This is a genomic window from Enterovibrio paralichthyis (assembly GCF_019209835.1).
GTDB lineage: Bacteria > Pseudomonadota > Gammaproteobacteria > Enterobacterales > Vibrionaceae > Enterovibrio > Enterovibrio paralichthyis.
In genome coordinates, this window is record NZ_JAHUTS010000006.1 from 64,039 (window position 1) to 86,622 (window position 22,584).

Genomic DNA, 22,584 nt, shown 5'->3' on the forward strand with positions numbered 1-22,584 from the left:
CATTTTTATCGGTTTTTCAGCGAATTAATTTTCTATCACCGCATCAACAAAGTAGTGGTCAACGCCATCAATATTCTCACGCACCAGACCGTGAACATCGGTTTCAAAGCCCGGGAAACGGGTATTGAAATCACGCACAAACTGCAGGTAACGAACGATGGTTTTGTTGAACTTCTCACCAGGAATAAGTAGCGGAATGCCTGGCGGATAAGGGGTCACCAGCATCGCAGTAATGCGCCCTTCCAGCTCATCAATCGCAACACGCTCAATCTGGCGGTGTGCCATTTGCGCCCAGGCATCACTTGGCGTCATCGCAGGTTCAATATTCGACAAGTACATGTCCGTGGTGATTTTTGCCAGATCGTACTCTTTGTAGACGTTGTGAATGTCAGTACACAGATCGCGCAAACCCACTTTACTATAGCGAGGATGTTTTCCCGCAAATTCCGGCATAACACGCCAAAGTGGCAGGTTTTGGTCGTAATCATCTTTGAACTGCTGAAGCTCCGTCACCATGGAATTCCAGCGACCTTTGGTGATGCCGATGGTGAACATGATAAAGAAGGAATACAGCCCGGTTTTCTCAATGATGATGCCGTGCTCTGCCAGATACTTGCTGACGATAGAGGCCGGAATACCGATGTCATCAAAGTTACCGTCCACATCCAAACCGGGGTTGATAATGGTCGCCTTGATCGGGTCGAGCATATTAAAGCCAGACTCAATCTGACCAAATCCATGCCATTTGTCGTCCGTGTGGATCACCCAGTCATCGCGCTCGCCAATACCTTCATCGCCAAGATTGTCTGGCCCCCAGACCTTAAACCACCAATCATCGCCAAACTCTTCATCCACTTTGTGCATTGCGCGACGGAAATCGATTGCTTCCAGAATGGACTCTTCCACCAATGCTGTGCCGCCCGGAGGCTCCATCATGGCTGCAGCCACGTCACATGAGGCAATAATCGCGTACTGCGGGCTGGTTGAGGAGTGCATCAGATAGGATTCGTTGAAGCGGTGGGTATCTAGCTTACGGCTCTGACTGTCCTGCACCAGGATTTGGGATGCTTGAGACAAACCTGCCAGCAATTTGTGAGTCGATTGAGTAGCAAATACCAGCGCTTCTTCCGAGCGCGGGCGATCAGACGCGATAGCATGCATGTTGTGGTAGAAGTGGTGGAATGCCGCGTGCGGTAGCCAGGCTTCATCAAAGTGCAGGGTATCAATGGTCGAACCTAGCAACCCTTTGATTTCCTCTACGTTATACAGCACGCCGTCATAGGTGCTTTGGGTAATCGTCAGGATGCGCGGCTTTTTGTTTTTGGCTTTGCTGGCAAAAGGGTGACTTTCGATTTTCTTTCGGATCGCTTCAGGCTCAAACTCCGACTTCGGGATAGGCCCGATAATGCCGTAGTGGTTGCGGGTCGGGGTCGGGAATACAGGGATAGCGCCTGTCATGATGATCGAGTGCAGGATCGATTTATGGCAGTTTCTGTCGACCACCACCACATCCCCCGGCGCAACGGTGGAATGCCACACTACTTTGTTTGAAGTCGAAGTACCGTTGGTAACGAAAAACAGATGATCACAGCCAAAAATACGCGCCGCATTTTCTTCGCTGTCATACACAGGGCCAGTATGGTCCAGCAGCTGCCCCAGCTCATCGACCGAATTACACACATCGGCGCGCAGCATATTTTCGCCAAAGAACTGGTGGAACATCTGCCCAACAGGGCTTTTCAGGAAGGCCACACCGCCGGAGTGCCCCGGACAATGCCAGGAATAAGAGCTGTCACTGGCGTAATCCATCAGTGCATTGAAAAATGGCGGTGCCAGTGAATCGAGGTATTTATTCGCTTCACGGATGATATGCCGCGCCACAAACTCCGGCGTGTCTTCGAACATGTGAATAAAGCCATGCAGTTCACGCAGGATATCGTTAGGAATATGGCGCGAGGTACGGGTTTCGCCGTAAAGAAAAACGGGAATATTGCTGTTACGCTTTCGCACTTCATTGAGGAAGTTACGCACTGCGGTCAGCGCGATATTAGCGTCATGCTCGTCGTGAATATCAAACTCTTCATCGTCTATCGAGACAATGAAACAGGACGCTCTACTCGCCTGCTGCGCGAACGCGGTGAGATCGCCGTAGCTGGTCAAACCGACCACTTCCATGCCTTCCTTGCTGATGGCTTCAGCAAGGTCCCGAATGCCCGACCCAGAGATATTCTCTGAGCGGAAGTCTTCATCAATGATTATGATGGGAAAGCGAAATTTCATCTGTTTAAGGCCACCTTTTAGAGGAACTGTTACCGTCTAGCTTCCGTGTGTCACGCGCCGATAGTAGTCTCAGCATGGGAAGATAGAGAAAGTAATCGTTCCAATTCCCTGAACTTCGCCACAAAAATTCATGCAGGAAATTTGCATAGCTAGTTGAAGGTTCACTTTCTGGCGTACTGCTCCCTTTAAACCGTTATTTATGCTCTATCTTTGGTGTAAACGCAGTAACCTGAGCCAAGCATGAACCTGAAACGTATCGAGACTTTTGTCCTTGTCGCCACTTTGCGCAGCTTTCGGAAAGCCGCCGAGCAGCAGTTCACTACCCAACCTGCCATTTCCTCGCGCATCGCCAGCCTTGAAAAAGAGTTGGGCGTGATTCTGTTCGACCGCGAAGCCTCACCGGTAACCCTGACAGCCAAAGGACGGGAACTCTTGCCTTATGCGGAGAAAATGCTGCGCTCGGCGGATCAGTTCCAACGCCGAGCCGAGAACAATGCGCTGTTTACCGGCACCTTGCGGTTGGGGATTTCGGAGACAGTGGTTCACACCTGGCTGACCCAGTTTCTGCGAAGCTTCAACGAAAAATTTCCAAGGCTGGATATCGACATTACTGTGGATGTCACTTCCAACCTTCGCCACGACTTGCTGGAGCGGACGTTAGATTTGGCGTTTCTGATGGGGCCTGTTTCAGAGCCTTCGGTGCAGAATATGGCACTATGCCGTTACCCACTGGTGTGGGTGGCGAATGCATCACTGCCAATCCGGGACGAAACCTTGTCGCTGGCTGAACTCGCTGAATTTCCCATCATCACTTATGCACGTAACACTCAGCCGTTTGGGGAAATCAAAGAACGGTTTACCCAGGCAGAGGCAGCGAACGTCCGCTTTTTCACCTCAAGTTCTCTGTCGGCCTGTTTGCGCATGACACAGGATGGATTGGGGCTAGCGACCTTACCTACACTGATTGCCGAGCCTGAAATCGAAAAAGGAAACCTCAAACAGGTTCAATGCGACTGGTCGCCATCGCCACTTGGTTTCACAGCTTCCTACCTGCGCGCCCCCATGAACGGCGCCGCAGAGGAAGCCGCCAAGCTTGCGGTTGAAGTCGCGGCGATGCATGGGAATCAGTCGTGAACCTCTTCCACCTTTTTCACAGTCGGGCTTAGCCTTGCATTGACAATGGTTTGTGGCCGGTAGCCGTCGGCGTGCCATTTTTGCCAGACGGATTCATCAATAGTGACATTTACTGCCACATGACCGGCTTTTCGGCCTTTGATAGCGCGGTAAAAGCGCCCCTGATCGTCACCATTGCCGCGCAGACGTTGAAATTTGGCGTAGTAGCCGCTTAAAAACTCCTCGAATGAATCCCGCGGCTCTGCCCGCCAGGCTTCGTCTTCAATCTTTAGGTGGCTAAAATCAAGTGACAGCCCTTTGAGCTGCGCTTTTTCTGCTATCCATTTGAACGGGATAAACTTGAGTTCATCGTTCTCATATCCACCACCGACATTGGCATGGGCACCGATAAACCAGCGCTGCTCAACGTTTCCTATTTTCCTCGGCGCGTCTGTGTTTTCCGGTTGCACCCAAAGTGCAGTGTCATACGCGGCGCGGTGTTCATCCAGTGCGACAGCGTGAAACGCATTGGTCACCCAACTCGAAAGCTTTGTATCGTGCCAGGCGAACATGCCGCGCTCTGAAAAGAAGGTGCCGGGAACACCCAGCGCGCCGACCGTATCCCAAACACCAAGGAAATGGACTTTTACTGAATCACTGTAGGCTTCACGGAACGCAATACACTCTTTGGCATTGGGTGACAGCGATTTGTTGCGATACAGCTTATTGGCTTGTTTCAGCAACGCCGGGGTGGTGGTTTTCAGCAGGCCACATTTGCGTATTAACCCGCCCAAACTGCGCGCCGTATACGCGCCGCGGCTAAATCCAAAGATCCAGATTTCTTCGCCGCCGTGGTAATGCTTCGCCAGCCATTCGTAGCCCTGCATCAGGTTTTCCGTCAATCCCCATCCGGTTGTGCCGCTAAGAAAACGGGTAAAGCGCGATGTCCCGACACCAGGATCGTAGAAGAAGCGTTGGCGGAGCCCATTGCTGTCAAAAGGCTGGATACACTGGGATAAGAGATAAACGTTGGTTTGATCTTGCGGGTCGTTCCAGGTGCCATCAAAAAGCACGATAAGTTTTTGTCCTGGCGGAGAATGAATCATAGATACCTCCTTCCAAACGTCACATTTTTTTAAATTCTCTTGTGACGGAAGCATGAGTTTGTGCGCCATTAGGATGCGAAATCTGGATGGTGTTGCATCTTTTTGGTAGGCAGTTCCCGCCCTGAAATGGCGCAGGGGGTTGACTGCAATTTTATGTACAGGGCTGACCGGAATGCTTAACAAAGCCGAGACAAAGCGAGTTTATTCATAAAGTTGGATGTGTATCAGAGGGTTACTACGCAAAGCACATTGGGCTAGCTCACACAAAATTGGCCGTTCACAGAGTATGCATCCTAGCGGGCATCACAGTACCGATAACTTTTGTTTATCGGAAAAGGTAAAAAACTATAATTGGACGAAATGACACCTTCCTGCAACATTTAGTTAACACTAAAGGTATCAGGCGGAGACAAGGAAGCCATGACGCAAGTTGCAAGAAAGGAAAAGCCGGTGACATCTAACCACCACGAAGCCTCGGTCAATCAGGCGCGTGAAGTACGGATGCTGGCACGGCAAGGCAAGTTTACCGGCCCCACCAGCGGCTTTGCGCCAGGGTTAGCGCAGGGCAATATCGTTATCCTACCCAAAGAGTGGGCGGACGACTTTCTGGTGTTCTGTCAGAAAAACCCGGTCATTTGCCCTCTTCTGGCGGTGTCTGCACCCGGCGAGCCCCTGCTCGATACTCTGGGAGATGACATTGATATCCGTACCGATGTACCGGAATACCGCGTGTTTCGTGACGGTGTGTTTTGCGACTCTGCCACCGATATCAAACATCTCTGGCAAGACGACATGGTGACATTTGTGCTCGGCTGCTCCTTCTCGTTTGAAGATGCGTTGATCCGTGCGGGGCTTTCCCTTCGCAATATCGACTGCCAAGCCAACGTGTCTATGTACCGAACCAATATCGCCACTCAGCCAAGTGAACGTTTCAGCGGCAACATGGTGGTTTCCATGCGCCCGTTTAAACCGGCAGATGCGATTCGCGCAGTACAAATCACCACCCGTTATCCAAAATCCCACGGTGCTCCAGTGCATCTTGGTTTCCCTGAAGCAATTGGGATCAGCGACATTTCCAAACCGGATTTTGGCGATCCTGTGCCGCTCAGAGAAGGCGAGGTTCCTGTGTTCTGGGCGTGTGGCGTTACACCGCAGTTAGCGATTGCTAACGCCAAACCGCCCATCGCCATTACCCATGCTCCCGGCAAAATGCTGGTGACAGATTTAAGCAACGAGCAACTCTCTATTCTTTGATCACGAATTTTTTAGGACGAAAGGGGCAATGCCCCATTAAAAGGAGACTTCCTATGAAGTTGTTGAAAACCCTGCTACCTGCGATGGCTTTTACTGCCGCCGCCATGACTGCACCTTCCACGCTTGCGGCGCAATGGAACATGCCAACCCCGTATGGTGATGCCAACCTGCCGACGCAAATTGCCTACGGTTTCGCTGAGGATATCAAAGAGTCCACTGGCGGCGAGCTGGATATCAAAGTGCATTCTGGTGCGTCTTTGATCAAGCACCCTGAAATTCCACGTGCAGTGCGTACCGGACAGGTTCAGCTGGGCGAAGTGTTCATTGGCATCATGGGTAATACCCACCCTATTTTTAAGCACGACAACATTCCTTTCCTTGCCACGGACTACGAACAAGCCCACAAGCTGTGGGAAGCCGCCAAGCCTGAAATCGAAAAACAACTGAATAAAGAAGGCCTGATGCTGCTGTACACCGTGCCATGGCCAGCGCAAAGCCTGTACACCAAAAAACCCGTGAACTCACTGGCTGACATCGCAGGCACCAAGATGCGTGCTTACAGTCCTTCAACTTCCCGTCTGGCTGATCTGATGAACACCACCCCAACCACGGTTCAGGTGCCGGATATTCCGCAGGCATTCAGCACCGGCATTATCGACGCCATGATCACCTCGCCTTCTACCGGCGCAAACGGTCAGGCATGGGACTACCTGAGTGACTTCACTGAAATCAAAGCCTGGATCCCTAAAAACTTCGTGGTCGTGAACAAGCGCGCATTCAAACGTTTGGATAAAGAGACCCAAAAAGCGATTCTGGACGCCGCTGCAAAAGCCGAAGCGCGCGGTTGGGATGAAGTAGTGGCGCAGGAAGCCAAAGACACCAAAACGCTGGCAGACAATGGCATCACCGTGACCAAGCCTTCTGAGCAACTGCTCAATGAACTACAGGCGATTGGCGTGACCATGACCGAAGAGTGGGAAGCGGAAAATCCGCAGGCACTGACACCTGTACTTAATGCTTATCGCCAGTAAGTGATTGCTCACTAAATCATTTTTCTTGAGCACATAAACCCTCCCCCTGAAAACGGATTTGGGGAGGGTTAAACAAGCAACGTCCTGTTGCTACCGAATACCGAGCTACGCCTGTTGGGACGAATTACTATGAAACGAGCTCTCTACCTGTTGTCGGGCGGCCTGTCCGGTTTCTTTATCGTGTTGATCATGCTGATCATCCTTGCGCAGATTATCGGACGCATGGCGGGCTTTATTGTCCCCTCTGCCGAAGATTTCTCCGGTTATGCCCTTGCCGCCTCCACCTTTTTTGGTCTGGCTTACACCTTTCATGAAGGCGGCCACATTCGCGTAAACCTGGCTATTCAGCGCCTGCCGGAAGAGTTCCAACGCCCGTTGGAAACTGTGGTGCTGACTGTCGCCTTCCTGCTGCTGTGCTTTGCCAGCTACTACTGCACCTACATGGTGTGGGAGTCTTACGATTTTGAGGAAGTGACCCACGGCTATATACCGATCCCGCTCTGGATCCCGCAGGTGCCTGTTGCCCTCGGCATGATTGCCTTCAACCTTGCGGTACTCGACAGCCTGATTGAAAACATCCGCGGCATTACACCGCACTACAAACTGCTCGAAGGTGAAGAAGTCTCGCTCGACCTTCCCGAATCAAAAGACGTAGAAAAAGACGGGGAGCGTGCCCAATGACAGACATGACCACCATTTCCTTTATCCTCGCCGCCTCTATGCTGCTGTTTCTGGCCGCTGGGCTTTGGGTTTCCCTCGCCCTGATTGGCGTCGGCGTGATTGGCCTTTACTTTACCGGCAACGAGCAAATCGGCTTACTGTTCGCGTCATCAAGCTGGGGAGCCAGCACCAGTTGGTCGCTTACTGCACTGCCGATGTTTATCTGGATGGGCGAACTTCTGTTCCGAACCCGCCTTTCCGAAGATTTGTTCAAAGGGCTGTCTCCTTGGCTGAGCAGCTTTCCCGGCAAACTACTGCATGTGAACGTACTGAGCTGCGGGATTTTCGCTGCGGTGTCAGGCTCGTCGGCAGCGACTGCCGCGACTATTGGCCGCATGACGCTGCCTGAGCTAAAAGCGCAGGGTTACAGCGAAAAAATGGCCGTGGGTACGCTGGCCGGTTCCGGTACGCTTGGCCTGCTTATTCCGCCATCCATCATTTTGATTGTGTACGGCGTAGCAGCAGAAGTGTCGATTGGTCGCCTGTTCATTGCAGGGGCCCTGCCCGGCATCATGCTGATGGTGCTTTTTGTCGGCTACACCACCATCTGGGCGCTGATGAACAAAGATCAGGTGCCTCAACACAGCAGTAGCGACATCACCTGGTCAGTGCGTATCAAAGCACTGAAAAAGCTCATCCCTATCGTTGCACTGATTGGTTTTGTGCTGGGCTCTATCTATGGCGGATTTACCACGCCCACTGAAGCCGCTGCGCTTGGTGTCTTCGGGGCCATGGTATTGGCGAAACTGACCGGTTCACTCACCCGCCAAAGCTTTATAGAAAGCCTGCTCGGCGCAGTAAAAAGCGCCTGTATGATCGGCTTTATTCTGGTCGGAGCACACTTCCTGACATTGGCGATGGGCTTCCTGGGCATTCCACGCGCACTGGCGGAGTGGATTGCCGCGATGTCACTATCTCCGTTTGAACTGCTGCTCTACCTCACCATTCTGTTTGTGGTGCTCGGCTGCTTCCTTGATGGCATTTCCGTGGTGGTACTGACGGTTGCCGTGGTGTTGCCCATGGTGCAGCAAGCGGGCATTGACCTGCTCTGGTTCGGCATCTTTATCGTGCTGGTGGTTGAGCTTTCTCAAATCACGCCGCCAGTGGGTTTCAACCTGTTCGTTATTCAGGCGCTCACGGGCAAAAACATCCTGTATGTCGCAAAGGCTGCCTTCCCGTTTTTTATGCTGATCCTACTGGGGTTAGTGTTGATCACGGTTTTTCCAGACATCGTGACCTATCTGCCGACGACCATGAGCCAGCGTTAATCGGCTAATTGAAAAAGGATTTATCCATGAAACTGAACTGCGATATGGGAGAAAGCTTCGGTGCCTGGACTATGGGCAAAGATGCCGAAGTGATGCCCTGTGTCGATATGGCGAGCATCGCCTGCGGCTTTCACGCCTCCGACCCTGTCACCATGCAAAAGACGGTCGACCTGGCACGCCAACATAGTGTGTCGATTGGCGCGCACCCCGGCTACCCGGATCTCATGGGTTTTGGCCGCCGCAAGTTTGATTGCACAGAAGAAGAACTTTACGCCTGGCTGGGTTATCAAATCGGCGCATTGCGTGGCATTTGCCGCCAGCAAAAAGCGATTGTGGATTACGTCAAACCCCACGGTGCACTCTACAACACCATGATGAAAGACATGGCAGTGCTGAAAACCGTGATGCGCGCAGTGAAAGATGCTGCGCCTGGTTGTCCTCTGGTGGTGATGGCTATCCCGAACCGTCAGCCTTTACTGTCGTTGGCGAAAGAAGTCGGCATCGAACTCATGTTTGAAGCCTTTTCAGACCGCGCGTATGACGATGAAGGCTTTCTGGTTGACCGCCGCATTGAAGGCGCAGTGCATGGCAGTGCTGACGCCATTCTCAAGCAGGTTCAACAAATCGTTGATTCCGGCACTGTCACTACCCTAAGTGGCAAAACCCTCAAGGTTGAGGCTGACACACTTTGCATTCACGGCGACGGCCCACACGCTTCCGCCGTGGCTCAGGCGTTGACGCAATGGAGGGCAAATGGCGCGAATTGAGGCAGTCAATGAACAGACATTGATTGTGTATTTTGGAGACAGGATTGATGACGCGATTGCCGCTGAGGTGAACCGCGCTATCTATCAAGTTAAAGCGGGGCTGGGTGATCTCATCACCGACATTATCCCGTCTTACAATTCGATGCTGGTCACTTTCGACCTGCACCGTACCGACCGTTTCGACATCATCAAACGTATCCGTCAAGCATTGGAGAGCGAAGTGGATGCGGCAGGTGATGACAGCGACAGTGTGGTGGTAGAAATCCCTGTCTATTACGGTGAAGAAGTGGCGCTGGATATTGCTGATGTGTGCAAGAAAACCGGACTGGATGCCGACGCCGTGATCAAGCTGCACAGCGAGCGGGAATACCGCGTGTACGCGATTGGCTTTAGCCCTGGCTTTGCCTACCTTGGCAGTCTGGACGATGCGATTGTCATGCCGCGCAAATCGACTCCGCGCCTCAAAGTGCCCACGGGCAGCGTGGGACTTGCGGATAACCAGACCGCAATTTACCCCAGCAGCACACCGGGCGGCTGGCAAATCATCGGCCGCACGCCGCTCAATATGGTGGATTGGGACAGTGAATCCCTCGCCCGCGTCAACGTCGGTAACAGGGTGAGATTCCGTCCCATCGACAAGGAAGAGTTTCTCGCACAAGGCGGTGTGTTATGAGTTTCGATGTGATCAAACCCGGCATGCTGGCACTGCTGCAGGACAGCGGCCGCTTCGGTTTCCAGCACCTTGGCATCACCACTGGCGGGCCAATGGACGAACACGCCTTCTACTGGGCGAACCGTCTATTAGGAAACAAACCCGATGCCACACAGCTGGAAATCACCTTTGGCCAGCTCTCGCTGAAAGCCAACGCGCCAACGACGGTCGCCATCACAGGTGCTGATTTGGCCGCGACCCTGAACGACAAAGCGATACAGCCCTGGCTAACCTACGCCATAAAGCCCGGCGATGTGCTGGCTTTCGGCGCACCCAAATCCGGCCTGCGCGCGTATCTTGCGGTGTCCGGTGGGTTTAACTGCGAGCCAAAACTTGGAAGCTGCGCGACGGTCAAACGGGAACAACTGGGCGGTTTAAGTGGCATTGGCGACGCGCTGAAAAAAGGCGATACACTGCCGTTTACGCCAAATAAAGACGTCATCGAAAGCCGTGCTCCGAGATGGACAATCCCGGATTACGACGCCCCTCTGGAACTAGGCGTCATGCCCGCTTACCAGAACGCTTCATTCACTCACGACGAGCAGATGACCTTTTACACCAGCCGCTATGAAGTGAGCCAGAATATCGACCGCATGGGGTATCGCCTTTCCGGTACGCCAATCAAAAGCCAGCTCAGCGGGATTATCTCGGAAGGGATTGCCTTTGGGGCGATTCAAATCCCCAATGATGGTCAGCCGATTGTGCTGATGAAAGACAGACAAACCATTGGCGGTTATCCGAAAATCGGCTGTTTAAGTAGCCTGGGCGCAGGACAACTTTCCCAGCGCCAGCCTGGACAAGCCGTTACCTTCGCGCCCATGGATGTCGCGGATGCAGAGGTCGAAAGACGGCTGTTTAACCGGGTGATCTTTGGATAAACAATCCTGACATTAAATTAACTGGCGTGGCGCAACCTATCTGCGCTACGCTTTGACGAAAATTTCCAGACACACTGAAAACCATGAACATTACCATCAGAAACGTACTGCCTTCCGATGCCAACGTCATCACCGACGTAATCAATCCCATCATTCAGGACGGAAAATCCACTCTACTGGATACCCCTTTTTCCGCCTCTGACCAGAGCTTTTTTATTCAGTATTTCCCGGTAAACGGCGTCTTTCTGGTGGCACAAAACACGGACACAGCAAAAGTGGTTGGCTACCAAACCGTCGAACCGTTCGCGAGCTACACCCGCGCGCTCGACCACGTTGGCATTCTCACCACTTACGTCGAGCAAACCAGCCGCGCGCAAGGCGTCGCCTCCGCCCTGTTCGCCAGCACCTTTGAAACCGCCAAAGCCCGCGGTTTTGAGAAGCTGATTGCCAACATCCGCGCCGACAACCAAACCGCGATTGACGCTTACCTAAAGCAAGGTTTTGAAGTTGCAGGCACCGCGAAAAAGCACGCCAAGATCAATGGTCAGTACATTGATGAAGTGATGCTGGAAAAGTTCTTGTAAGACTCTGCTTCAACGAGTTATTGAAGCCTTTTGATACGAGAGTGTTGGAGGGCTTTTGGTCACCAACCGAATATGTGGCAACCTCTACTTACTGCACAGCTGAATGATTGAACGTATTACGATCGACTCTGAATGGCTTGATCAAAAATAGTCCTAAGCCCCTTAACGTCGCCATAGAAACCCTCAATATTCGCTTTTATCCATTCCTCTTGGGTAATCGCAGGCCACGAGATTTCGTAGCCAGTTACGAACAGTAACTCTTCAAAGAAAAATCGGGTCGAACGCCCATTACCTTCACGAAAAGGGTGAATAACATTTATCTCACAGAAAATATCAGAGGTGAGTTCGACAACTGCTTCTCTATCTAAACAATCAAGAAGAGCTGGAATTCTCGCAAGCTGTTTAACCAGTTCGGTTTTGATGAACTGACAAGCACAAAATCGAGTATCGCCTTTTGAAATATCAACGTCACGGAGCTGACCTGCCCACGGATAAATATCCTGGAAAAGCACACGATGCAACTTCAAGAAATGGTCTAGGGTGAAATCTTCTAAAGATTCTGCTTCACTGATGTACTCCATATACCTGAAGCGAACAAACTCCGCCTCAGCCTCTGCAAGAGCATCGGCATCGCGGATATTTAGTAAGTTTTTCAGTACGTCAGAGTCACTGTAGCAGTGAGGGTCTTGGTGAACGCCGTATTTATCTCGCATACTGACGTTTCAGTTCCTCCAAGGACTGTTGTTTTTTTGCCTTCAAGCTAAGTCCTTCATAAGACATGCTCACTTCCAAGTTACTCAGTTTCGGAGAGAAATTGCGGGACGTTTTTTTTGTATTTTTAGGGGCTTCTGTATTTTTCATGATGAAAAGCCTTTGCTGTTAATTGATTATATTTTAACGTATTCATTGCTTTTGAGCGAACCCAGAGTGGAATTAACGGCTCGGTTCTTTTTTCAAAGCCGAATGCTATAAGCTTGAAAGAACCCAAAACCTCCAATCACCTCGTCCTCAGTTTCTCCCAAACTTCCATGCCCGACCAAGGCTCCTGAAACCCATACGGATACGCAGGTAAACCCGGAGCAGAAACCGCATCCAGCTCTGCGATATGCTTGTCTGGTAAGGTGACATTCGCGGCGGCGAGGTTCGCTTTTAGCTGTTGCGCTGTTCTTGCGCCGAGCAGGATGGATGACACACCGGGTTTTGCGCCGAGCCATGCCAAAGCAATATCTGACATTGGGCATTGGTGTTGTTTGGCAATATCAGCAAGTACGGCCAACACGCGGTGCGTCTTCTCGGTGTTGCGGATATCGTAGGCTTCGACGCCACGGTTTGGGTCTTCGCCTAAACGGGTTGCGCCTGTTGGTCTGATGTCGGCGTTGTATTTTCCTGTCAGCCAACCACCTGCCAGCGGTGACCATGGCGCGAGGCCAACTCCCTCTTCCAGACAACACGGCAGCACTTCCCATTCAATGCCGCGCTCAAGCAGGCTGTATTGGGGTTGCAGTGCTGTGGGTACTGGAAGGTTATAGGCTCTTGCGGTGGTAATGATTCGCTGCAACTGCCACCCTGTCAGGTTTGACCAAGCGGTGTAATGGATTTTGCCGCTTCGAACCAAATCATCCAGCGTCGATAGGGTTTCCAGAATGTCCGTATCTTTGTCCCAACCATGGATGTAATACACATCAATCGCTTCCACTTGTAGTCTTTTCAGGCAGGCTTCCACTGAGCGGATAAGGCTACGCCTTGAGGCACCGAAACTGCCCGCTGGCGGCGCGAATCGGCCTTTGGTGGCGATAACTAGGTCGTCCAGCCCTCCCCGCGCTTTGCCCCATTCGCCGATAATATTTTCCGAGCCTCCACCGCCGTAAACATCTGCGGTATCGATAAAGTTGCCGCCGTGTTCGACAAAGAGATCAAGCTGATTGAACGCCTCCTTCTTTGACGTTTCGCTGCCAAAGGTCATGGCTCCCAGCGCAAAGCGCGACACGATGGGGCCTGTGCGTCCGAGCGGATTATGGGTTAGCCCAGTTGATACTATCTCGTCTTTCATTGTCACTTCCTCTTCCCATTGGATGCCGTCCCTGAGTTGGGACGCTGCATTGCCTGTCTGTTTCCTAGACTAGGGGAATGGCGTATTTCATCAACGAAACAGAATGACAAGGTCTTTTCATGAGCGAAAAGAAAGTGGACTGGAACGATCTGCAACTCTTTCTCGCCGTCGCGCGCGAAGGCGGATTATCCAACGCGGCCAGAGTGGCAGGCAAAAGCCCCGCAACACTGGGCAGAAGAATGTATGCGTTGGAAAAAGCCTTGGGCTGTGAATTGTTTGCCCGCCATGATCGGGGTTATGAGCTTCTTGCAGAAGGGAAAGCACTGCTTGATGAGCTTCAGGGGATCGAGGGAAAACTGCACCAACTCACGACGCCTTCGCAAAAACGGCAGCTTCCCTTGATAAAGCTTTCCGCCGGTACCTGGACGACTTTATATCTGCTGGATCATATCGACGATCTTTCCGGCTCACCGCCAGACTGCTGCATCCGGTTTATTGCTTCGGAAAAAGTGTTGGATATTTCTCACCGCGAGGTGGTGATTGGCTTTCGCAACCAGCGTCCGTTGGAAGAAAACCTCGTCTGTCGAAAACTGATGCGCATTGAATTTGCCGCCTTCGGCACTGAAAGCGCCCCCGAACGATGGATAAAAACGCTGGCCGATACCCCATCTTCCCGCTGGCTTGCAAAAACCGCGGGCGACAATGTGCTTGTCGAAGTCAGCGCACCAAGAAACAGTCTGGATTTGGCGCTATCAGGCAAAGGCATCGCGCTGCTTCCCACATTTATCGGCAACCGCTACCCGCAATTGGTGAAAAAAGGCGACGTTATTGACGAGCTAAGTCACGACCAGTGGCTGGTGATCCATCATGAAGACCGATATTTGCCTGAAGTCCGGCGGCTGATTGAGAGGATTGGGCGAGTGTATGGGTAAAAAAGAGAGAGGCAAAACGCCTCTCTCAATGGTTTATCGCAAATCAGTTCACCCTGCTCACTGCTACCCCTGTCGAAGCAGCTTGTTTCGACAACAATACCCGCGCTGCTGCGACTGCACTTTCCGGCCTTGGTGAATGGGCGCAAAGGTAGTTCACCACATCCGGGTATTCCAAGGCATCGTAAGGGCTTCGCAGACCAACAACGACAAGGTTGCTGAAATCTCGGCTCAGTTGCTGCACCGTTTGTTTCGCTTCTACCTGATCAAAATCTTCACCCGGAAGTGGGTGGTTTTCGGTGACGACCACCAGATAGCCATCATCCAGGTTTGGCAGCGTGTCTTTAGTGACGACCTGACAGTGGGTGTGCAGCTTGGCCAGTTCATCGCGGAAAGCGTCAAATGCCGGTTGCGCTTGATTGGGGCCGATTCCGCGCGGGTTCATCAGGTTGTGATAGCTCGATTTTGGTGTGGCGTTCAAAAGGTAAAGCGGCTTGTCGGCAACGTCTTTGAGGCCACCACGCAGCCATACCACACCCTCATTCGCAGCCTGTTGAGCGACTTCTCGGTTTTCTGCAAACGAGAATGGCTGGTAAAGCGTTTGTGGAACCAGTTTCGCCAGCTTGAATGCAACAACGCGTTTTACCGCATCATCAATCACGGATTCTGCCAGCTCGCCAGTTTCCACCGCATCAATCAGGCCGTGGATCATCGCCAGTTGTTTATCAAGATAAGCATCGGAGTGATCATAGTGCTCTTCCGAAAGCATGATCATGGTAATGCCCGCTTTCATCGCCTTAACGGCAGCATCAACCGGTTGATAGTGATTCTGTATAGCCCCCATGTTCATGCTGTCAGAAATGATAATACCTTCAAAGCCCATATCCCCACGCAGAACATTTTGCAGGATCACCGGGGACAAGGTTGCAGGGGCTGAATCATCCAGTTGCGGATAGAGAATATGGCTGGTCATGATGAGATCGACACCGGCATCAATCGCCGCCTGAAACGGCGCGAGGTCGTTGGCTTTCAGTTCATCATAAGATTTATCCACCCGTGGGATTTCCCGGTGGGTGTCACCGTGGGTATCGCCATGTCCGGGGAAGTGCTTGGCACAGGCGACGATATCACCTTGATGCAACCCTTTCACTGCTGCCGCGGAATGGGCACTCACTTTGCTCGGCACATCCCCAAACGAGCGGGTATCAATAATCGGTGATGCTGGGTTTAAGTTAACGTCGCAACACGGGCCCAGAATGCAGTTAAAGCCTGCGCTTCGCATTTCTTCGCCAAATACACGGTACATGTTGGCCGTGCCGCTCACCTCTTCAGCCACGCCCAACGCCAGATTACCAGGGCCAGTTGTTGACTCACCCACCAGCACGCCCCACGCGCCTTCCTGATCCACACCCAGGAGCAGTGGTAAACGGTCGTGTTGTTTGAGCAAGGCATCCAAACCTTTGTTCAGCACGTGTGCTTCTTCGAAGGTTTCAGCATTGTCCTGACTGAGGTAACAACCGCCGAGGTTATATTCAGCGATCATCTGGGCAGCGGTGTCTGCCGTCTTTCCGGGAAACGCCAGAATAAAGAGTTGCCCGATTTTCTCTTTCAGGCTCCATTTGGCGATCTGTTGCTCAATTGGGTTCATGTTTTCTCCTCAACGTTTCCTATTGTTGCCTACGCGGCTTGTACGGGTGTAGGAGAGCATAAGTTGGAATGCTATGTGATTGTTTTCTTGAGATCCCAGATGCTGGAAATGCTTTATTGAGCAACCTGATATCATCTCGTTTTGCGACGGTATTCATCTTCACAGTGAGATGCGATTGGGTTGGGAAACTATTCGGGAATTTCAGATTCAATACGGTTAGCTCGAATGGGATGCCTCACACTCTTGTATCATTAACTTAGGGATGAGGAAGCGGGTTTAACCATATTGAAAAGTTCAAGCAGCAAAGTCTTACTGCTATTAGCGCTGATATACGGAGCACCCACTGTCTGTGCCAGTGAGTCGCCCGACGCTCTGCAAATCCAGCTTGCCAAGAAAATCGTGGTGGATAACCACAGTCGCGGCTATCCACTCGCCAAAGAAACGTTTCTCCAACTCATAAACGGAAAACAAGCAGGTGATGCATGGTTTTACCTGTTTTTGATTGCTTACTACGAAAAAGAGCATGACCAAGATGTGAATGCCTATTTAGACCTGTTGAACAACGCGCAATCAAATGGCTCTTTATTGGCAATCGCGACCCTTTATTACATCTACCAGACTTCCTACCTGATCGCCGCACCTGACACTCAAAAAGCGGATGAGCTAAACGCTGAATTCCAGAAACTCGCCAAAGAGCAAGATATCCCAGAGCAGTTTTCATTTGGCATGATGGTAAATACAGCGAGAAAACTTTTAGGGGTGAATGAGATGGAGATGGAAAAGGAAAGAAATGACTGAACAGGAAAGGGATTTCAAACACGGAATAGCAAGGATGCCTTTGCGATCTGCTGCAATCCAAAAACTCTCATCACAACCAATCGAGGCATTTCAAGGCACATGTATCGCCTCAACCTACTGACATTCTGAACTCACGCCTGCCCCCAATTTTCCGTCAACGGAAATCGCTGGCGAAATATTGTCGGACAGTGCCTCCGCCAGAAAACGCCACACTGCATCAACGGCCTTGCTTCGGGTTTCCCGGCCCAAGCAGACTAACTGAACCGGCTTGTTTTCAGGGCTTTGCCATTCCGTCAGAATCGGTACCAGTTTCCCCTGAGCGATTTCTTCTGAAATGGTGTTCGGGTCGACGGTCACTATGCCTAAACCTTCCACAGCCAAATCCACCATCGCCCTGCCATCATTGCCAACAATGGCACCTTTCACTTCAACGGACTGGATTTCCCCGTTTGGGTGGGTGAAGTGCCAATGGTTCATCGTTGCGGCGTTGTTCTTGAACACCATGCAGTCATGATCTTTGAGTTGATGTGGCGTTTTCGGCTTGCCGTGTTCGGCAAGGTAAGAAGGCGCGGCGAAAGTGCCGTGGGTTTTCGTCCCTATCGGGCGTGCCACCAATGTCGAGTCCGGCAGCTTTCCGGTGCGGATAGCAATATCAACGCCCGCTTCAAGCAGATCAACCACATCATCGGAATAATCAAGCTGCAGTGTAATTTTGGGAAAACGCTGGCGCAGCGCTTTCACGTGCGGGGTGAGGTACTGTCTTCCAATCAGTGTCGATGTGCTGATCACCACCCTCCCCGCCGGTTCCGCCTGCCCTTCCATCAGCAAATGACGGGTTTCCCCCACCAGTTGACCAAGTGATTCCGTTGCATTCATCAGCCGCAGGCCATCTTCCGTCAGGCGCAATTTGCGTGTGCTGCGCTGTAACAGGCGCTGCTCCATATACTGCTCAAGCTGAGAGACTTTCTTGCTGACCGAAGAACGCGGCAAGCCCAGCTGGTTTGCCGCTGCCTGAAAACTGCCCAGCTCGCTCACCAGTCTGAACACGTAGATGTTCGGCAACTGTTGGTGTAATTGCTCCATGCCAATGTTTCCCTTTTGGCAACAAATTGATTCCATATTAGGCACTAAAAGGCGAACAATTCAACCGCTAGGATAAGCCTGTCAATCACGAACAAGGAAGCATCATGGAAAACAAAACGATTTTAGTGACGGGTGGTACAGCAGGCATTGGACTGGAAACCGCAAAAACACTGGCAGCCCAGGGAAACACCGTTATCGTCACCGGACGCGATGAAGAAAAGCTGCGCCGCGTATCCGCCCAATCCGGTGTTCAGGCGTTTCGCTGCGACAGCGGCAACCCGGTGGAAATCACGGCTTTGGCTGAACAACTCAAGCAAGCCGATATTACCCTCGACGGCCTGGTGTTAAATGCGGGTGTCTTTTTCCCGCAGCCCATCGGTGAAATCTCCGCCGACGACATCAACCATACCTTTGCGATTAATATGGCCGGGCCATTGCTGACGTTGCAATCGCTCTTGCCACTGCTGAAAAACCCCGCGAGTGTGGTGATGGTATCCAGCGTTGTGCTGGATAAAACCTGGCCTTCCACCGCCGTGTACACCGCCAGCAAAGCAGCACTTGAAGCCATTGCCAGTGTGGCGAGCGTGGAACTGGCTGGACGCGGTATCAGAATCAACACTGTCCGTCCTGGCGTAACTCTGACCGAGATTCAGGCTAAGGCTGGCATGTCTGAGGACGACATTGCAGCATTGGCTGAAGGACTGTCTTCAACACCACTCGGACGGGCATTGGTCGCTGACGATCTGGTGCCCGCGATTACCTTCCTGCTTTCCGACGGTTCATTGCCCATGCGCAATGCGGTCATGACCGTCGATGGGGGCGTTCGTCTTTAACTCCTATAAACCACACACTTTAAGTGGAATTCGTGACACATATAAATGTAACTTTCTGAATTATCGATATATTGCTCGCCATTGATAATGCAGTAAGGAAATCAATGTGAAACGAATTGGAATCATCGGCGGCATGGGTAATGAAGCCATGGTCGATCTGGTCGAAAAGATTGCCGCCAACCCTGAGCACCAAAGCGCAGAATACCTGGTGTTTGGAAATTCACGCCTGGCCTACAAACCGGAAGAAGTGGGGGTTGAGTGGCAGCCGGCCGATGAACCGGAGCTGAGAAAGCACGATACCGCCACCTTCACCCTACGTTTTATGCAGCACCTTGGCGCATCGGTGCTGGGGCTTGCTTGCAACAGTGCTCATGAACTTTTCCGCACCCTGACGCCGAATGTTCCCGTTCCTTTTGTCGATATGGTCAACGAAACAGCCAAACGCCAGCGTGGATGTGAAGAACGCATTCTGGTGATGGGTGTCACCAGCCTGGTTTGCTCCGGCCTTTATCAGAAGGCGCTGGCGGAATTTGGGCTCGACAGTGTTGCACCGGACAGTGCCAATCAGGCCAAGGTGATGGACGCGATTTACAACAGCGAGTTTGGTATTAAAACGGCACAAATCACTGCACAGGCAGAGAACCTGCTTTGCGAGGTGATCAACGCTGAAACCGAGCGCCACGACTGCAATAAAGTGGTGTTGGGCTGTACTGAACTGCCTCTGGCGTTAACGCCGATAAGCGTTGAGCGTTTCAAAAAAGAGGGGCGACTGAACCTGAATATCGAGGTGATTGATGCATCTCAGGTGCTGGCAGAGAGTCTTCAATGCGCTGAAGGGCAAGCACATACGCTGGAAAGTTCGCTGGATAGCTACCATGGTGAGCATTGCGACTGGCTGGCACCGCTGGCCGTAAGTGTTCAGGATTTACCTTCCCTGTGCGATATCCAAAAGCGCATCTTCAATTTGACCGAGCAGTTCCTGGCGGCGCGTGGCGAACGAATCCGTGGCAGCTACTCGCATCTGCCAACGCTGTTTTTCTCTGAAAGCGCAACGGATGTCGCCACAAAACTGACTGCGCTTGGTATTGAAGTCTTCCCGCAGGCAGCGCTGAGCGATGAAGATGTCTTTGCCGCGCTGTCCCGTCACGCGGTATCCAAGCCAACGGCTAAATAAAACTGAATTAATCACGACGCAATCTGCCAGTTTTTTGTGCGAGGTTTAAGCAGAGATGGCAGGTTGTGTTGATTGAATTTTGGCCCTTTTTGAGATCCAGAAGTTGCTATTTAATTAGGAAAAGTCCAGCATGATATTTGAAGGCATTCAGCCACCTTATGTGGCATTTTATGGACAAGCTATAAGATTCCATTGTGAAGCAGCAATGGAATCTATAGATTTTATTCATTCATTTGCCAGCATGACGAACAAGAAAAATGGTGAATATGAACTCACAGGTGAGTTGACTGATCAAATATTGAATCATCTACATAATGTATTTCTTCATGCTGCATCTATATCCAGATATTTTTGGCCTACTACAAAAGGGGAAAATAAAATTCATCAAAAAAGAGCGTCGCAGTTAAGAAGTATCTTTAATATAGATGGTAATAATCCACTCAAAAGCAGAAAACTTAGAAATTGTCTTGAGCATTTTGATGAGAATTTGGACAAATACCTAAACGAAAAACCTGTTGTAGGATTCATTATTCCTTCGTATGTTGGTGGAGAAATTGAGAGCGACGGCGTGCCTGTCCATTTGTTCAGGGCTTTTTATATTGATACTGCAATATTTGAAGTCCTTGGTGAAAGATTTGACGTTCAGCCGATTGTGAACGCTATATGTGATCTACATTCCGGAGTAGATGTTAGATAACAAGAATGAATGTGGACGTTTACTCGAAGCGCATTTTTTAATGCTATCCAGAAATTTAGGCGTTTAAATCAGATTTGGCTTAGTAAGCTCCAGTTATTCAGTTGTTAGGCATTAAAGAGGAATATATGGACTCAACGATTATTGGTGCTTTGATTGGTGGTGTAGCAACTATTTTGGCAGTTTTTATTTCTTGGTCACTGCACAAAAAAGTCACCACTCAAGAATCGATAAATACCTCATCACGTCGAAAGGAAACCTATGCCCCTGACGAACACGACATCTATTTTATGCAGTTTATTCTTCACGACGGTTACGAGGAAAACACTCCTATCTCGACCAACGAGCTTGCGATACATCATAATGAATATTCACCATTAGAGTTAGAAGTGAAACTGATAAATCTAGATAACAAAGGCTTTGTAAAACGTGTAAACCGAGAAGATTGTGGTTTGGGGCAGTGGCAGATGACCTTACAAGGAGTGGAGTTTATGCTTAGTAATAAGCATACTCTGCAAGATTTAGTCGAAGAGCGGCGGAAGCATACCTAACACATATGAGCCCTTCTCCGGTCAATAGGCAATAACATTCTTTTTGCTGCGTTAGCAGCCATTTCTCTCGAACAGAAAAGCCGTCTACTTCGTTTTGCCCAAAACGCCCCAAAGATCAAAAACCAAAACCCCCATCTAACTTCCCCCTTAAAAGGGGGAAGAACCAAGAGCACTTCATCCACTAAAACATGGTGTTATTGTGGGCGGATTCTTCTGGCACTTGCTGAATGGCATCCCAGTGTTCGACTATCTTGCCCTTTTTGTCGAATCGGAAGAAATCCATGGTGACGTATTCGTCGCCGCCCGGCCAACGCTGGCGGGTATGCAATGCCACCAAATCCCCTTCTGCTATCACACGCAGAAACGCGATGTCCTTGTCCGGGAAGTCCTGGTGCATCTTTTCAAAATACGCAATAAAACCCTTTTTGCCGTCTTCCACAGCCGGATTATGCTGGGTGTAATAGTCGCCCACATACAGCTCGACTGCTTTGGCGGGTTCACCCAAATACGCGGTGCGGTAGAAGTCCATTGCAGCTTCTTTGTTGTGCTCCAGTTTTTCTTTATCGTGCATTACTACCTCGTATCCTTCACCACGAAAAAACGCGCTTTCGCGCGCTTTGTTCTGCGTCAATCAATGGCGTAAAGTCGCACCTACTGGCTGGCTTTTTGCAGCAGCTCATACAGTTCGTCTTTGAGATCGGCGCGCTCCATTTTCAGCCGTTTCATGTCTTCGTCTTCAATCGGAGATCCTTTGAGTTCGAGCTTGCGGATTTCTGTGTCCAGAGAGTTGTAACGGGCGGCTTCCTTGGCGAAATGCATGTCCGATGCAATCAGGTGATCAATCAGGTTTTCGAGCTCTGGAAATTCGTGTTTTAGAGAATGGCTTTCACCTAACATCATGGGCCTCTTTGTTCAGCGTTATCTTCGTGTAAAAAGTAGCAGCCCAGTCGGAAAGTGCGTTCACATTGCGCGGGTCTTGCAGCGTTTAGTGATGAACATCTCACTAAGTGCACATGAAAGCTTTTCGCGAATACGCGGCGTTCGTGGATGCGCACCGTCATGACAGCAAAACATTCCTCTGCCCTTACAGCCTGTTTCAGAATTTGGAACC

The 22,584-nt window shown here is 51.0% G+C and carries 24 protein-coding genes; 15 read left to right on the top strand and 9 right to left on the bottom strand.

Annotated elements, in window-relative coordinates:
• Positions 1-24 precede the first annotated feature (24 nt).
• Positions 25-2,280 carry an Orn/Lys/Arg family decarboxylase gene (locus tag KU854_RS09295; RefSeq protein WP_218358223.1) on the bottom strand — a complete coding sequence of 752 codons (2,256 nt, stop codon included), beginning with the start codon at positions 2,278-2,280 and terminating at the stop codon, positions 25-27.
• A 240-nt stretch (positions 2,281-2,520) separates the two neighbouring features.
• Between KU854_RS09295 and KU854_RS09300 the strand changes: the two genes are divergently transcribed.
• Positions 2,521-3,414, top strand: coding sequence for a LysR family transcriptional regulator (locus tag KU854_RS09300; protein WP_218358224.1), 894 nt, complete (start codon positions 2,521-2,523; stop codon positions 3,412-3,414).
• Here KU854_RS09300 and KU854_RS09305 read toward each other — a convergent pair.
• Positions 3,405-4,499 carry a DUF2235 domain-containing protein gene (locus tag KU854_RS09305; protein WP_218358225.1) on the bottom strand — a complete coding sequence of 365 codons (1,095 nt, stop codon included), beginning with the start codon at positions 4,497-4,499 and terminating at the stop codon, positions 3,405-3,407. The genes KU854_RS09300 and KU854_RS09305 overlap by 10 nt on opposite strands.
• Positions 4,500-4,919: 420 nt before the next feature.
• Here KU854_RS09305 and KU854_RS09310 point away from each other — a divergent pair, with 420 nt between their 5' ends.
• From KU854_RS09310 to KU854_RS09345, 8 genes are all read left to right on the top strand, one after another.
• Complete coding sequence (locus KU854_RS09310; RefSeq protein ID WP_218358226.1) at positions 4,920-5,753, top strand: putative hydro-lyase; 834 nt, start codon at positions 4,920-4,922, stop codon at positions 5,751-5,753.
• 53 nt (positions 5,754-5,806) lie between these two features.
• Positions 5,807-6,784, top strand: coding sequence for a TRAP transporter substrate-binding protein (locus tag KU854_RS09315; RefSeq protein WP_218358227.1), 978 nt, complete (start codon positions 5,807-5,809; stop codon positions 6,782-6,784).
• Positions 6,785-6,913: 129 nt separating this feature from the next.
• The gene (locus KU854_RS09320) at positions 6,914-7,465 is read left to right on the top strand and encodes a TRAP transporter small permease (RefSeq protein ID WP_218358228.1); all 552 of its coding nucleotides are present in this window, start codon (positions 6,914-6,916) and stop codon (positions 7,463-7,465) included.
• On the top strand, positions 7,462-8,772 hold the full coding sequence (locus KU854_RS09325; RefSeq protein ID WP_218358229.1) for a TRAP transporter large permease: 1,311 nt from the start codon (positions 7,462-7,464) through the stop codon (positions 8,770-8,772). Before KU854_RS09320 ends, KU854_RS09325 begins: the two co-directional genes overlap by 4 nt.
• 26 nt (positions 8,773-8,798) lie before the next feature.
• Positions 8,799-9,539: a 5-oxoprolinase subunit PxpA gene (locus KU854_RS09330; protein ID WP_218358230.1), complete on the top strand. Its 741-nt coding sequence runs from the start codon at positions 8,799-8,801 to the stop codon at positions 9,537-9,539.
• Positions 9,526-10,212: a 5-oxoprolinase subunit PxpB gene (pxpB, locus tag KU854_RS09335; RefSeq protein ID WP_218358231.1), complete on the top strand. Its 687-nt coding sequence runs from the start codon at positions 9,526-9,528 to the stop codon at positions 10,210-10,212. The genes KU854_RS09330 and pxpB overlap by 14 nt, the downstream gene beginning before the upstream one ends.
• Entirely contained in the window at positions 10,209-11,129 is a 921-nt protein-coding gene (locus tag KU854_RS09340) for a 5-oxoprolinase subunit C family protein (protein ID WP_218358232.1), read from the top strand. The genes pxpB and KU854_RS09340 overlap by 4 nt, the downstream gene beginning before the upstream one ends.
• Positions 11,130-11,212: 83 nt before the next feature.
• The gene (locus tag KU854_RS09345; RefSeq protein WP_218358233.1) at positions 11,213-11,713 is read left to right on the top strand and encodes a GNAT family N-acetyltransferase; all 501 of its coding nucleotides are present in this window, start codon (positions 11,213-11,215) and stop codon (positions 11,711-11,713) included.
• A gap of 116 nt (positions 11,714-11,829) precedes the next feature.
• On the opposite strand, the gene KU854_RS09350 is transcribed toward KU854_RS09345, so the two are convergent.
• The 3 genes from KU854_RS09350 to KU854_RS09360 all read right to left on the bottom strand — a co-directional run bounded on the left by KU854_RS09350 (position 11,830) and on the right by KU854_RS09360 (position 13,763).
• Entirely contained in the window at positions 11,830-12,426 is a 597-nt protein-coding gene (locus tag KU854_RS09350; protein ID WP_218358234.1) for a Fic/DOC family protein, read from the bottom strand.
• A complete protein-coding gene (locus tag KU854_RS09355) occupies positions 12,416-12,574 on the bottom strand; it encodes a hypothetical protein (RefSeq protein WP_218358235.1) in 159 nt (52 codons plus the stop codon). Before KU854_RS09355 ends, KU854_RS09350 begins: the two co-directional genes overlap by 11 nt.
• Before the next feature lie 136 nt (positions 12,575-12,710).
• Complete coding sequence (locus KU854_RS09360) at positions 12,711-13,763, bottom strand: aldo/keto reductase (RefSeq protein ID WP_218358236.1); 1,053 nt, start codon at positions 13,761-13,763, stop codon at positions 12,711-12,713.
• Between the two features lie 119 nt (positions 13,764-13,882).
• On the opposite strand from KU854_RS09360, the gene KU854_RS09365 reads away from it, so the two are divergent.
• On the top strand, positions 13,883-14,695 hold the full coding sequence (locus KU854_RS09365; protein ID WP_218358238.1) for a LysR family transcriptional regulator: 813 nt from the start codon (positions 13,883-13,885) through the stop codon (positions 14,693-14,695).
• A 43-nt stretch (positions 14,696-14,738) separates the two neighbouring features.
• On the opposite strand, the gene KU854_RS09370 is transcribed toward KU854_RS09365, so the two are convergent.
• The gene (locus KU854_RS09370) at positions 14,739-16,340 is read right to left on the bottom strand and encodes a glycoside hydrolase family 3 N-terminal domain-containing protein (RefSeq protein ID WP_218358240.1); all 1,602 of its coding nucleotides are present in this window, start codon (positions 16,338-16,340) and stop codon (positions 14,739-14,741) included.
• A gap of 285 nt (positions 16,341-16,625) precedes the next feature.
• On the opposite strand from KU854_RS09370, the gene KU854_RS09375 reads away from it, so the two are divergent.
• The gene (locus KU854_RS09375; protein WP_218358242.1) at positions 16,626-17,138 is read left to right on the top strand and encodes a hypothetical protein; all 513 of its coding nucleotides are present in this window, start codon (positions 16,626-16,628) and stop codon (positions 17,136-17,138) included.
• Between the two features lie 114 nt (positions 17,139-17,252).
• On the opposite strand, the gene KU854_RS09380 is transcribed toward KU854_RS09375, so the two are convergent.
• Complete coding sequence (locus KU854_RS09380; protein WP_218358244.1) at positions 17,253-18,221, bottom strand: LysR family transcriptional regulator; 969 nt, start codon at positions 18,219-18,221, stop codon at positions 17,253-17,255.
• 104 nt (positions 18,222-18,325) lie between these two features.
• Between KU854_RS09380 and KU854_RS09385 the strand changes: the two genes are divergently transcribed.
• The 4 genes from KU854_RS09385 (at position 18,326) to KU854_RS09400 (ending at position 21,473) form a co-directional block, all read left to right on the top strand.
• Positions 18,326-19,054 (top strand): SDR family oxidoreductase, encoded by a 729-nt coding sequence (locus KU854_RS09385; protein ID WP_218358246.1) that lies wholly within the window; start codon positions 18,326-18,328, stop codon positions 19,052-19,054.
• 106 nt (positions 19,055-19,160) lie between these two features.
• On the top strand, positions 19,161-20,228 hold the full coding sequence (locus tag KU854_RS09390; RefSeq protein ID WP_336245241.1) for an aspartate/glutamate racemase family protein: 1,068 nt from the start codon (positions 19,161-19,163) through the stop codon (positions 20,226-20,228).
• Positions 20,229-20,358: 130 nt separating this feature from the next.
• Positions 20,359-20,925, top strand: coding sequence for a hypothetical protein (locus KU854_RS09395; RefSeq protein ID WP_218358247.1), 567 nt, complete (start codon positions 20,359-20,361; stop codon positions 20,923-20,925).
• Positions 20,926-21,050: 125 nt separating this feature from the next.
• Positions 21,051-21,473 carry a hypothetical protein gene (locus tag KU854_RS09400; RefSeq protein ID WP_218358248.1) on the top strand — a complete coding sequence of 141 codons (423 nt, stop codon included), beginning with the start codon at positions 21,051-21,053 and terminating at the stop codon, positions 21,471-21,473.
• Between the two features lie 181 nt (positions 21,474-21,654).
• Here KU854_RS09400 and KU854_RS09405 read toward each other — a convergent pair whose 3' ends face one another.
• On the bottom strand, positions 21,655-22,044 hold the full coding sequence (locus tag KU854_RS09405; RefSeq protein WP_218358249.1) for a nuclear transport factor 2 family protein: 390 nt from the start codon (positions 22,042-22,044) through the stop codon (positions 21,655-21,657).
• An 80-nt stretch (positions 22,045-22,124) separates the two neighbouring features.
• Positions 22,125-22,373 carry a YdcH family protein gene (locus KU854_RS09410; protein WP_418885849.1) on the bottom strand — a complete coding sequence of 83 codons (249 nt, stop codon included), beginning with the start codon at positions 22,371-22,373 and terminating at the stop codon, positions 22,125-22,127.
• Positions 22,374-22,584: the final 211 nt, after the last annotated feature.

Excerpts from the sequence above, each read along its gene's own strand:
- KU854_RS09330 (WP_218358230.1), top strand. The coding sequence starts at position 8,799 with ATGAAACTGAACTGCGATATGGGAGAAAGCTTCGGTGCCTGGACTATG.
- KU854_RS09350 (WP_218358234.1), bottom strand. The coding sequence starts at position 12,426 with ATGCGAGATAAATACGGCGTTCACCAAGACCCTCACTGCTACAGTGAC.
- KU854_RS09295 (WP_218358223.1), bottom strand. The coding sequence starts at position 2,280 with ATGAAATTTCGCTTTCCCATCATAATCATTGATGAAGACTTCCGCTCA.
- KU854_RS09395 (WP_218358247.1), top strand. The coding sequence starts at position 20,359 with ATGATATTTGAAGGCATTCAGCCACCTTATGTGGCATTTTATGGACAA.
- KU854_RS09370 (WP_218358240.1), bottom strand. The coding sequence starts at position 16,340 with ATGAACCCAATTGAGCAACAGATCGCCAAATGGAGCCTGAAAGAGAAA.
- KU854_RS09365 (WP_218358238.1), top strand. The coding sequence starts at position 13,883 with ATGAGCGAAAAGAAAGTGGACTGGAACGATCTGCAACTCTTTCTCGCC.
- KU854_RS09380 (WP_218358244.1), bottom strand. The coding sequence starts at position 18,221 with ATGGAGCAATTACACCAACAGTTGCCGAACATCTACGTGTTCAGACTG.
- KU854_RS09305 (WP_218358225.1), bottom strand. The coding sequence starts at position 4,499 with ATGATTCATTCTCCGCCAGGACAAAAACTTATCGTGCTTTTTGATGGC.
- KU854_RS09400 (WP_218358248.1), top strand. The coding sequence starts at position 21,051 with ATGGACTCAACGATTATTGGTGCTTTGATTGGTGGTGTAGCAACTATT.
- KU854_RS09360 (WP_218358236.1), bottom strand. The coding sequence starts at position 13,763 with ATGAAAGACGAGATAGTATCAACTGGGCTAACCCATAATCCGCTCGGA.
- KU854_RS09385 (WP_218358246.1), top strand. The coding sequence starts at position 18,326 with ATGGAAAACAAAACGATTTTAGTGACGGGTGGTACAGCAGGCATTGGA.
- KU854_RS09405 (WP_218358249.1), bottom strand. The coding sequence starts at position 22,044 with ATGCACGATAAAGAAAAACTGGAGCACAACAAAGAAGCTGCAATGGAC.
- KU854_RS09320 (WP_218358228.1), top strand. The coding sequence starts at position 6,914 with ATGAAACGAGCTCTCTACCTGTTGTCGGGCGGCCTGTCCGGTTTCTTT.
- KU854_RS09355 (WP_218358235.1), bottom strand. The coding sequence starts at position 12,574 with ATGAAAAATACAGAAGCCCCTAAAAATACAAAAAAAACGTCCCGCAAT.
- KU854_RS09345 (WP_218358233.1), top strand. The coding sequence starts at position 11,213 with ATGAACATTACCATCAGAAACGTACTGCCTTCCGATGCCAACGTCATC.
- KU854_RS09410 (WP_418885849.1), bottom strand. The coding sequence starts at position 22,373 with ATGATGTTAGGTGAAAGCCATTCTCTAAAACACGAATTTCCAGAGCTC.
- pxpB (WP_218358231.1), top strand. The coding sequence starts at position 9,526 with ATGGCGCGAATTGAGGCAGTCAATGAACAGACATTGATTGTGTATTTT.
- KU854_RS09325 (WP_218358229.1), top strand. The coding sequence starts at position 7,462 with ATGACAGACATGACCACCATTTCCTTTATCCTCGCCGCCTCTATGCTG.
- KU854_RS09310 (WP_218358226.1), top strand. The coding sequence starts at position 4,920 with ATGACGCAAGTTGCAAGAAAGGAAAAGCCGGTGACATCTAACCACCAC.
- KU854_RS09315 (WP_218358227.1), top strand. The coding sequence starts at position 5,807 with ATGAAGTTGTTGAAAACCCTGCTACCTGCGATGGCTTTTACTGCCGCC.
- KU854_RS09300 (WP_218358224.1), top strand. The coding sequence starts at position 2,521 with ATGAACCTGAAACGTATCGAGACTTTTGTCCTTGTCGCCACTTTGCGC.
- KU854_RS09340 (WP_218358232.1), top strand. The coding sequence starts at position 10,209 with ATGAGTTTCGATGTGATCAAACCCGGCATGCTGGCACTGCTGCAGGAC.